10 protein-coding genes are annotated in these 10330 nt (G+C 74.5%); 5 read left to right on the forward strand and 5 right to left on the reverse strand.

From position 1 onward, the window contains the following. Positions 1-233: 233 nt before the first annotated feature. On the forward strand, positions 234-491 hold the full coding sequence (locus FB454_RS31200) for a DUF3040 domain-containing protein (protein ID WP_018787065.1): 258 nt from the start codon (positions 234-236) through the stop codon (positions 489-491). Between the two features lie 51 nt (positions 492-542). On the opposite strand, the gene FB454_RS31205 is transcribed toward FB454_RS31200, so the two are convergent. Both FB454_RS31205 and FB454_RS31210 read right to left on the reverse strand, forming a co-directional pair. Then, positions 543-1661 carry an SWIM zinc finger family protein gene (locus FB454_RS31205; protein WP_145751699.1) on the reverse strand — a complete coding sequence of 373 codons (1119 nt, stop codon included), beginning with the start codon at positions 1659-1661 and terminating at the stop codon, positions 543-545. Next, positions 1658-4894: an SNF2-related protein gene (locus FB454_RS31210; RefSeq protein WP_145824032.1), complete on the reverse strand. Its 3237-nt coding sequence runs from the start codon at positions 4892-4894 to the stop codon at positions 1658-1660. The genes FB454_RS31205 and FB454_RS31210 overlap by 4 nt, the downstream gene beginning before the upstream one ends. Positions 4895-4980: 86 nt before the next feature. On the opposite strand from FB454_RS31210, the gene FB454_RS31215 reads away from it, so the two are divergent. Beyond that, positions 4981-5841, forward strand: a complete 861-nt coding sequence (locus tag FB454_RS31215) for a carbohydrate kinase family protein (protein WP_145824033.1) — start codon at positions 4981-4983, stop codon at positions 5839-5841. 4 nt (positions 5842-5845) lie between these two features. Here the strand turns inward: FB454_RS31215 and FB454_RS31220 are convergent, their stop codons facing one another. Continuing rightward, complete coding sequence (locus FB454_RS31220) at positions 5846-6367, reverse strand: DinB family protein (protein WP_013475649.1); 522 nt, start codon at positions 6365-6367, stop codon at positions 5846-5848. Positions 6368-6452: 85 nt separating this feature from the next. On the opposite strand from FB454_RS31220, the gene FB454_RS31225 reads away from it, so the two are divergent. Further along, positions 6453-6659, forward strand: a complete 207-nt coding sequence (locus tag FB454_RS31225) for a hypothetical protein (protein ID WP_013287802.1) — start codon at positions 6453-6455, stop codon at positions 6657-6659. A gap of 9 nt (positions 6660-6668) precedes the next feature. On the opposite strand, the gene FB454_RS31230 is transcribed toward FB454_RS31225, so the two are convergent. After that, positions 6669-7814, reverse strand: a complete 1146-nt coding sequence (locus FB454_RS31230; protein ID WP_013287803.1) for a polysaccharide pyruvyl transferase family protein — start codon at positions 7812-7814, stop codon at positions 6669-6671. Positions 7815-7888: 74 nt separating this feature from the next. Next, positions 7889-8467 carry a TetR family transcriptional regulator gene (locus FB454_RS31235; protein ID WP_145824034.1) on the reverse strand — a complete coding sequence of 193 codons (579 nt, stop codon included), beginning with the start codon at positions 8465-8467 and terminating at the stop codon, positions 7889-7891. Positions 8468-8559: 92 nt separating this feature from the next. On the opposite strand from FB454_RS31235, the gene FB454_RS31240 reads away from it, so the two are divergent. Both FB454_RS31240 and FB454_RS31245 read left to right on the forward strand, forming a co-directional pair. Continuing rightward, the gene (locus FB454_RS31240; protein WP_145824035.1) at positions 8560-9135 is read left to right on the forward strand and encodes a dihydrofolate reductase family protein; all 576 of its coding nucleotides are present in this window, start codon (positions 8560-8562) and stop codon (positions 9133-9135) included. Between the two features lie 41 nt (positions 9136-9176). Further along, positions 9177-10118 carry a phosphotransferase gene (locus tag FB454_RS31245; RefSeq protein WP_145824036.1) on the forward strand — a complete coding sequence of 314 codons (942 nt, stop codon included), beginning with the start codon at positions 9177-9179 and terminating at the stop codon, positions 10116-10118. The last annotated feature ends 212 nt before the right edge of the window (positions 10119-10330 follow it).

Genomic DNA, 10330 nt, shown 5'->3' on the forward strand with positions numbered 1-10330 from the left:
TCCGGAGCAGGGCCGACCCGGGCGCGCACCGCCCGGATGCGAGGTTTCGCACAGCGGCGACGCCGCCGGGGGCGTTCATTGCCTCACCGAAAATTAAGGTACGGATAAGCCTGCGCTGAGAACCTCGTTCCGCCTGTCCGGTCCGCCGAAACAGCAGCAGCGGCGGCGCGTGACCGGCCTCCGATCCGGGTATGCCGCCGAACCGCTGAAGCCGTGAGGGGAAGGGCACCGCCATGCTCAGCCAAGAGGATCAGCGCAGGTTCGAACAGATCACCCGTCATCTGCGGGAGAGTGATCCACGCTTCTTCGCCCGGTTGGACAGCCGGATCAAGGGCCGCCGGGGCCGGTACATGATGCTGTTGACGATCGTGCTGTGGGCGTCGCTGCCGGCGATGACAGTGCTCGTCGGACGGCTCGCCGGGGCGATCTGCGCGGTGGTGCTCGTCGCCAACGCCGCAGTGATGTGGCGCTTCCGCCGCCGCCTCCTTTAGGTGCAAGGAAGGGCCCCTTCTTAACGCTTCCGGTAGAGGAAGGGCCCCTTATTAACGCTCGCCTGCGGCTTCGCCGCGACCGAACTCCCTGGGGGACGCGGCCTCGCCGCGACCGAACTCCCGGTACGCCCGGCGCAGCCGCTCGGCCAGGCCCGGCCCGCCGATCATGGCACCGGGTGAACCGAGCTGGCGCAACAGCAGCTCCGAGCCGGTGGCGAGCGTGGGCGGCCGGTCCGGCAGCGGCACCGGCGACAGCCAGAACCGGTCCGGTTCGGCTTCCGCCTCGACCGGCGGCAACCCGGCCAGGGCCCGCGCCGCGCCGACCACCGGCACACCGGTCGTCCCGGCCGGCTCCGGCCCGGCGCCCGACTCCGGCCCGGCACCCGGGCCCGGCTCCGCGCCCGCACCGCCGTTTCCGCCCGCGCCACCGGCTCCGCCCGCACCACCGGCTCCGCCGGCACCACCGGCTCCGCCGGCACCGCCGGTTCCGCCGGCACCGCCGGTTCCACCTGAGCTGCCGGCTCCGCCCGCACCACCGGCTCCGCCCGCACCGCCGGTTCCACCTGAGCTGCCGGCGTCGGCGCCGCGCAGCGTACGCAGCCGGTCGAGCAGTTCGGCGCGGGACCGGCCGCGCCAGTGCAGCAGGTGGAACGGGTCCGCGTCGAACGCCTCGGCGAGCAGGTAGAACGTGGCCGCCAGATGTTTGCACGGCACCGCGAAATCAGGGCAGCCGCAGCGCTGGTCCAGCTCGCCGATCGCAGCCGGGAACAGCGGCGCGCCCGCCTCGGCGAACAGCTCCTCCAGTTCGGCCGGCAGGTCACCGGCGAGCAGCCGGGCGCTGAAGAACGCCTGCCCGGCCAGTTCGGCCTCGATCCGCCGCCACGTCTCCTCCGGGTACGCGGCCAGCCCGATCCGCACCGGGTAGGGCCGCGGCCGGGATCCCTGCACCTCGGCGGTGACAGTCCCCGGCGACACATCCAGCCGGAGCACCTGCCCCCGCCGCGCGTACGCCCGCCCACGGGTGAGCCGGGAGCCGAGCGCGAACGACTCCAGCACCTCGACGAACCGCCGGGACCACCAGGACTGCCCGATCGCGCCCCGGGTGCTGCGCGCCCGCAGGCCACCCTCGACCCGTACCGGCGGGCCGTAGTCGTCAAACCCGGGGCTCACTCGACCACCGCCCCGGACTCCAGCCGGAACAGGTCGCGCAGTGTGTCCGTGGACAGCTCGGTGACCCACTGCTCGCCGCTGCCCACCACCGACCGGGCCAGGCTGCGCTTGTCGGCGATCATCGCGGCCACCTTCTCCTCGACCGTGCCGGCGCAGACGAACTTGCGTACCTGCACGCGGCGGCGCTGTCCGATCCGGAACGCCCGGTCGGTGGCCTGGTCCTCGACGGCGGGGTTCCACCACCGGTCCACGTGCACCACGTGGTTGGCGGCGGTCAGGGTGAGCCCGGTGCCGCCGGCCTTGAGCGACAGGACGAACAGCGGCGGACCCTGCGGCGTCTGGAACCGGGTCACCATGGCGTCCCGTTCGGCCTTGCCGACGCCGCCGTGCAACAGCAGCACCTCCCGGCCGGTACGCGCCGACAGGTGCCCGCGCAGCATGCCGCCGAACTCGGCGTACTGGGTGAACAGCAGCGCCTTCTCCTCCGCCGCGAGTACCTCGTCGACGATCTCGTCGAGGCGTTCCAGCTTGCCGGATCGGCCGTCCAGCGCGGAGCCGTCGTGCAGCAGCTGGGCGGGATGGTTGCAGACCTGCTTGAGCCGGGTCATGGTGGCGAGCACCAGTCCGCGCCGCTCGATCCCGTCGCTGGACTCGATCTTCGCCATCATGTCGTCGACCACTGCGCGGTAGAGCGCGGCCTGCTCGGCGGTGAGGTTGCAGACCACCTCCATCTCCAGCTTCTCCGGCAGGTCGGTGATGATCGACGGGTCGGTCTTGAGGCGGCGCAGCACGAACGGGCCGGTGATCCGGCGCAGCCGCTCGGCCACCTCGGCGTCGCCGTGCCGCTCGATCGGTTCGGCGAAGCGCTTGCGGAACGTCGCGGCCGGTCCGAGCAGCCCCGGATTCGCGAACTGCATGATCGACCAGAGGTCGGCGAGCCGGTTCTCCACAGGCGTACCGGTGACCGCGACCCGGTGCCGCGCGGGCAGCGACCGGACCGCCTCGGCCTGGCGGGTCGCGGCGTTCTTGATCGCCTGCGCCTCGTCCACCACCACCCGGTGCCAGTCGACGCCTGCCAGCTCGAACGCGTCCCGGGCGGCCACCGAGTACGTGGTGAGCACCAGGTCCGCCTCGCCCACTGCGGCGGCGAAGCCCTCGCCGCGGGTGCGCTCGGCGCCGTGGTGCACGTGGACGCGCAGCCCCGGCGCGAACTTCGCGGCCTCCCGCTGCCAGTTGCCGACGAGCGACATCGGACAGACCAGCAGTGTGGGCCCGGCCTCCGGCGGGTCACCGGCGAGCAGCGCGAGCAACTGCACGGTCTTGCCCAGACCCATGTCGTCGGCGAGGATCCCGCCGAGTCCGAGCGACTGGAGGAACGCCAGCCAGGCCAGCCCGCGCCGCTGGTACGGCCGCAGCGTCCCGCTGAAGCCCGGCGGCGGGTCGGCCGGGGTGAGCCGCCGTTCCGCCTCACCTGCCAGCAGTTCGCCGAGTGCGCCGTCGGCGACCACGTCCAGCACCGGCAGCTCACCGGCCCGGTCGTCACCGGACAGTCCCATCCGCAGCAGGTCGGCCACTGTCAGCTCACCGGAGGAGCGCAGCAGCTTCAGCCCGGCCTCCAGCCGCTGCGGGTCCAGCTCGACCCACCGGCCGCGCAGCCGGACCAGCGGCGACTTCAGGTCGGCCAGCGACGCCAGTTCCTCGGCGGTCAGCGGCTCGTCGCCGAGCGCCAGCTCCCAGCGGTAGTCGACGAGCGCGTCCAGCCCCAGCTTCCCGGCGGTGGTGGCGACAGCGCCCGGGGCGGTACGGCTGCGTGCCCGCAACCGCGCCCCCAGCCGCGACGAGGAACGCCGCCACCACGACGGCAGCAGCACCCCGAACCCGGCCGCGTGCAGCACCGGCGCGCCCTCGCGCAGGAACCGGTGCGCGCCCTCGGCGTCCAGCTCCATCCCCTCGGGCGCGGCGGTACGCAGCGCGGCGTCCACCTCGGGCCACAGCCGGCTGGCCCGGCCCAGCTCGGCGAGAAGCGTCTCCTGCGGTTCCACGCCCCGGGCGGCGAGCGCCGGCGCGGGCCGCTGCCAGATGTGTGCGGCGTCCACCACGAGCCCCGGCTCGTCGGCCGGGTGCAGGCCGAACTCGACCCGCCAGGCGGCGTCCTCGACCAGTTCGGCGACCGGGTCGACGGCCGGCTCGACGAGGCGGAACGTGGCCCGTACCGCGCCGCCCGCGGCGTCGCGCTGCCAGGCGTCCAGCTCGTCGCGCAGCGTCGCCAGCGCGTCCGGCTCGGCCGGGAAGGAGCGCTCCGGGCCGGTCAGCGCGGCCAGCCAGCGCGGCACCGCGCCGACCGGGCGCATCCCCCGGTGCAGCCGGGTGTCGGCCAGCGCCACCCGGGCGGCGGCGTCGACCAGCGCGTCCAGCGCCTCCGCGACCAGCTCACCGGCCCCGATGTCGTCGGCCCGCCCGCCCCACGCGTCCTCCACCGGACCGCCCGCCCCGACCGGTGCCGCCGCGACGGCCACCGGCGCACCCCAGGGCTCGGGCCGCCATTCCCGGGCGGCGCGGGCCGCCGGTGGCAACGCCATCGCCAGGTCACGCGCCCAGGTCGCGTCGGTGCCGGTGAGCAGCGGCCGCCAGAGCGCCCACCCGGTCGCCACGTCGTCCTCCCCCACGGCCCGCAACCGCCGCCCGGACCCCGCGACGCCCGAGGCCGCCGGCACCCGCACCGCCGAGGTCCGCCGGCCGGTCGCGGCCGGTCCACCGTCGGGAACACCACCGGGGTACGCCTCCAGCACGCCCGGCAGCAGCCGCCCGCGTACGACCAGGTCGGCGGCGAAGTCGGCCAGCTCGCACAGGTGCCGCAGGCTCGCCCCGACCGGGCCCGGCATCGGCGCGCGCAGCAACGCGTACGCGTCGTCCGGGGCGTACCCCAGGGCGGGAGCCCGCCATCCGGCGCGGGTGATCGGGCCGCGGACCGCTTCCCCGACGGTGGCCCGGACCAGTTCCGGCGAGTCCAGCGGCGAGCCGGCCCGGGTCGGCAGGTCCAGCAGGACGGAGATCGGCTCGCCCGGCATGCCGTCGAGCGCGGCGGCGAGCGCGGCGTGGCCGGCGGCGAACGGGTGCGGGCGCTCGCGCGGGACGCGGCCGGGACGGCGGGGCGCGCGGGCCGGAAGCGTGCTGTCCTCGGCCCACAGGGCGAGCCCGGCGCCGGGCAGCCACAACCCGTGGATGACCAGCACTGTTCCCCCTCGACGACGTCCCCGGGGCCGGAAGACGGCGCCCGGGGAGCCAGGATAGGCCGCCGGACGCCGCTATCGTCGGCGCCATGGTCGACCTTCTCGTGATCGGCGGGCTCGGCGTGGACATCCGCGCCCGGGTGCCCGCCCTGCCGCCGCCCGTCGCCGACTCGCTGCTGGTGCCGCCGATCGACCTGCGGATCGGCAACACCGGCGCCGGGGTCGCGCTGGCCGCGCACGCGCTCGGCCTGCGGGTGGCGCTCGTCGACGTGCTGGGCGCCGACCCGGCCGGCGACGTGGTGCGGGCGGCGCTGGCGCGTACCTCGATCCGGACCATGCTCGCCGACGCGCCGGCCGGCACCCGCCGGTCGGTGAACCTGGTCGACCCGGCGGGGCGGCGGATGTCGCTGCACGACCCGCGTCCCTGGTCGGGGCCGGCGCCGTTCGGCGAGGCGGAGCTTGCCGCGCTCGTCGCCGAGGCCACCCACGTCCACCTGTCGATCATGGATTGGGCACGGGACTCGCTGGCTGTGCTGCGCGCCGCCACGTCGATCTCCACCGACCTGCACGACTGGGACGGCGAGAACGACTACCACCGCCCGTTCGCCCGGATCGCGGACCTGGTCTTCGTCAGCGACACGCGGCTCGGCGAGCGGGCCGCGAAGGAGGCGGCCGAGCTGGCGCCGCGCACGGTGCTGGTCACCGGCGGGGCGGCCGGCGCGACGCTGCACACCCCCGGCGTGCCGCCGACGCACGTGCCCGCCGCCACCCCGCCAGGGCCGGTGGTGGACACCAACGGCGCCGGGGACGCCTTCGCGGCCGGGGTGATCGCCGCCCGGCTGCGCGGCGCGGGCATCCTCGACGCGGCCCGGTACGCGGCCCGGGTGGCGGCTGCCGCCTGCACCCACGACGGGATGGAGTACCCGGACGGGCTGCTGCCCCGCGAGTGACCCGTCAGATCGAGCCGGTCTCGCCGTCGGTCAGCTCGCGCAGGATGTCGGCGTGCCCGGCGTGCCGGGCGGTCTCCTCGATCAGGTGCACCAGCACCCAGCGCAGCGACACCTCGCCGAGCTGCGGGTGCGGCACCACGTGGTCGAGGTCGAACCGCTCGGCGACCCGGCGGGACCGGTCGCAGGCCGCCTCGTACGCGGCGGCGAGTGTCTCGACCGTCTCGCCGGCGCCCAGCGTGAAGCTGGCGTCGGCGTCGGCCTGGGAGGTGACGTAGACGTCGCCCGGCTCGGGGGCGAACAGGCAGCGGAACCAGTTCCCCTCGACCAGGGTCAGGTGCTTGAGCAGCCCGGCCAGTGTGGTCAGCGAGGGCACCAGGCGCCGGGCGGCGTCGGCGTCGGTCAGGCCGCGCGCCTTGCGCAGCACGTTGGCACGGTGGAAGTCGAGGAACGCGTCGAGGATCGCCCGTTCGTCGCCCGTGCGGGCGAGGACCGGACCGAGTGCCGGATCGATCGTCGGGTGCGCCATCCCCGGACCCTAGTACGCGGTGTGTACGGTCCGCTGCCCCGCGTGATCCCCTGCGCGGGCGGGCCGGCCGGGGCAGGATGGGCGCATGGCTTCCTCGGTGCAGATCCCTCTGGTGGGCGGCGCGGCCGACGGCGAGACCGTCACCGTCGAGCTGGACGTCAACGGCCGTCCGCCGCTGACCCACCACCACCTCGGGTCGAACGGCCTCGCGGAGGCGCAGATCTACGAGCTGGAGTCGGACGACCAGCCGGGCCGGGAGTGGGTCTACGCCTGGCGCGGCCCGGCGGTCTGACGGCCCGGCTCACACCGCCGGCGTCAGCGTGCGGGCCCGGATGCTGTCCAGCACGCTGCGGGTCACCTGCGAGGTGCCGCGCGCCTGCTCGCAGACCTCAGCGACCCGGCGTGCGGTCTCGTCGGCCCGGGCCGCCCGCTCGTCCCACAGCCGGTCCACCTCGGCCAGCAACGGGCCCTCCACCTCCCGCTCCACGCCGCGCAGCGCCGGCACACCGAGCCGCTGGGCCAGGTCGAAGACCTTTCCGGCGTACGGCAGCGGCAGGAACGGCGTGCCCATCATGGCCGCGAAGATCAGGAAGTGCAGCCGCATGCCGACCGCGAGGTCGAAGTGGCGCATCAGCCCGAGGATCTGCGCCGGACGGTAGTCGCCGTGCAGGATCCGGCCCCGGTCGGCGGCGGTCATGTGCGACAGCACGCCGTGCGAGTGCCGGATGTCGTCGCGTTCCATCGGCACGAACAGCACGTACGCGTCGATCCGGTGCACCAGGAAGTCACCGATCTGGGCGAGCAGGCGGTGGTAGCCGTCCACGTCGAGCCGTTCGGCGGCCCGGCCCGGTTCGCGCACGCTGAGCCCGACCAGCCGGGAGCCGGCCGGTACGCCCTCCTCGCGCAGCCACTGCTGGGGGAACTCCTCCGGTTCGAGCAGGAACGCCGGGTCGGCGGTGACGGTGATCGGGTTGACCAGGCCGGCCTCCTCCAGCACCATCCGTGACTCCTGGTCGCGGACTGTCACCTCGACGGCCTGCGCCAGCGTCTCGCGCACCATGCCGCTGTCGAGCGTGTCGGTGAGGGGGCCGACCCCGACCGCGTACGTGATCAGCGGTAGCCCGCGCTCCTGGGCGACCCGGACCACCCGCAGGTAGCGCCGGGCCTCCTTGTCGTAGAGGATCCCGCCGCCGCCGAGGATGAGCAGGTCGAGCTGGTTGAGCACCGGGGACGAGTCGACCCGGCTGACGCCCTCCCACGGCACCGCCTCGACCTCGGGGTGGGCCAGCGCGGTGTGCGCCGGGTTGCGGGAGAAGACGATGATCCGGGCGTTGGGCTCGTGGCGGCGCAGATCGTCCAGCAGACCCGTGAGGATTGCCTCGTCGCCGAGGTTGCGACCGCCGTAGGAGCCGAGCACGCCGATGGTCAGTCCGGTGCGTTCCCTCATCCGTTGCTCCTTCCCAGGGGCGTCCGCGCCAGCGTTCCCGCTGGCCGCCCCGGGTTAACGCACGGCGAGGAGGCTCAACCGGCGGCGTCGGCGACCAGACGGGAGACGAGGTCCGAGACCACCTGATCGGTGTCGAACCCGGCATCGATCGAGGTGGTGAGCAGGTCGAGCAGGAGCCCGTCGACCGCGTAGTGCAGCAGCGCCACCTCGTACGCCCCGCCCGGTAGTCCGGCGGCGGTGTGGTGGGCGACGTCGTCGGCGTACCCCCGGCGCAGCACGCCGCCGAGCGCGGCCCGCAGCTCCGGGCGGCGCGCGGCCTCCAGCCGCAGCTCGAACAGCGCCCGGGTGAGGCCCGGCTCGCGGGTGGTGCGGGCGACGATGTCGCGCAGGTAGTCGGTCATCAGCGCGAGCGACGGCTCCCGGCGGCCGAGGTCGGCCAGCACGGCCGGGTCGGGCGCGATCCGGTCGAAGATGCGTTCGGCCAGGCCGGCGAGCAGCGCCGCGCGGGACGGGAAGTAGTTCGAGGCGGTGCCGGTGGGCACGCCCGCCTCGGCGTCGACCGCCCGGTGGGTCAGCCCTCGCGCGCCCGCGTCGGCGAGCACCCGCAGCCCGGCGTCGGCGAGCAGGGTACGGCGTTCCGGATTCCTGGCCACGCGAAAACACTAGCAGCAACCACGACAGGTGTTGTACATTCACCACCTAACCACGACAGCCGTCGTGGATCACCTCGGACATCGGAGCCGGCTTGCGCAAGCTCGTGTACTTCGTCGCCAGCACCCTCGACGGTTTCATCGCCGCACCCGACGGGTCGTTCGACTTCCTCCCGCTGACGCCCGACCTGGCGCCCTACCTGGTGGCCGAGTGGCCCCAGACGCTGCCCACGTTCGCCCACGCCCAGCTCGGCATCGACTCCCCGCCCGGCGGCCGCTTCGACACCGTGCTGATGGGCCGCGGCAGCTACGAGCCGGGTCTGAAGGTCGGCGTCACCAGCCCGTACGCCCACCTGGAGCAGTACGTGTTCAGCCGCTCCCTGCCCCCGGCCGACTACCCGGACGTGCACGTCGTCGACGGCGACCCGGCCACCCTCGTCCGCGAGCTGAAGACCCGGCCCGGACGTGACATCTGGCTCTGCGGCGGCGGGCAACTCGCCGGTCAGCTCGTCGACGAGATCGACGAACTGGTGGTCAAGCTCAACCCGGTGGTCGTCGGAAGCGGCATCAAGCTCGTCGACAGCGGCTTCGATCCGCGGCGGCTCACGCTCACCTCGGCGCGCCCGTTCGACGCCGGCGTGGTCGTCCTGCACTACACGCGCAACGATTAACCCGGTTGCCCCGGACGGCGGGCGGCACGCACCGTGGGATCGTGACGACTCAGACGAAGACCCGGCTGCACTGGCACGAACTGCCCGCGCACGTCCGCGACGGCGTCGAGGGCGTCCTCGGCGACCGGGTGGTGGCGGCGCGGTCGCAGCCGGGCGGCTTCTCCCCCGGCACCGCCGACCGGGTCCGCACCGCAGGTGGTGACCGGGCCTTCGTCAAGGCGGTCAGCCCGGCGCAAAACGACCGCAGCCCCGACCTGCACCGCGCCGAGGCCCGGATCGCCGCAGCCCTGCCGCCGGACACGCCCGCGCCCCGGCTGCTCGGCAGCTACGACGACGGCCACTGGATCGCACTCGTCTTCACCGACGTGGAGGGCCGGCACCCGGTCACCCCGTGGCGGGCCGACGAGCTGGCCGCCGTGCTGTCCACACTGGAGACGATGGCCGCCGCGCTCACCCCGGCGCCCGCAGCCGCGACCACACCCACCGCCGCCGAGCGGCTCGCACACGACTTCGGCGGCTGGCGGCGCCTCGCGGCCGACCCGCCGCCCGACCTCGACCCGTGGGCCCGGTCCCACCTGCCCGAGCTGTGCGCCGCCGCCGACCGGGGACTGGCCGCACTCGACGGCGACACGCTCTGCCACGTCGACGTGCGCGCCGACAACCTGCTGCTCGGCCCGGACGGATCGGTCACAGTGGTCGACTGGCCCTGGGCCTGCCGCGGGCCGGCCTGGCTGGACACGCTGCTCACAGTGGTCAACGTGCAGGTGTACGGCGGATACGACCCGGACGCCCTGCTGGCCGCCCGGCCACTGACCGCCGACGTGGACCCGGCCGACCTGACCGGAGTGCTCGCCGGGTTCACCGGGTTCTTCCTCGACGGCGCCCGCCAGCCACCGCCTCCCGGCATCCCGACCGTACGGGCGTTCCAGCGCCTACAGGGCGAGTCCCTGCTCCCGTGGCTGACCCACCGCCTGAAGCCCTGACCGCCCCGGCCTGGCCCGGCCCGGCCCCGCCCTGGCCCGGCCCTGGCCCGGCCCGGCCCGGCGATCTTGCAGTTTCGGCCTCTGGGACGCCGGTTTGGCGCGCTTTGTCGGGGCCGGAACTGCAAGACGCTTCTATGTCTGTGGTGATCGGTTCGGCTGATTGCCGTTAGGGTTCGGCGTTGGTGATCACTTGGGTGGCTCTTCGTTGATCC

This window comes from Micromonospora sp. CNZ297, from assembly GCF_007827625.1.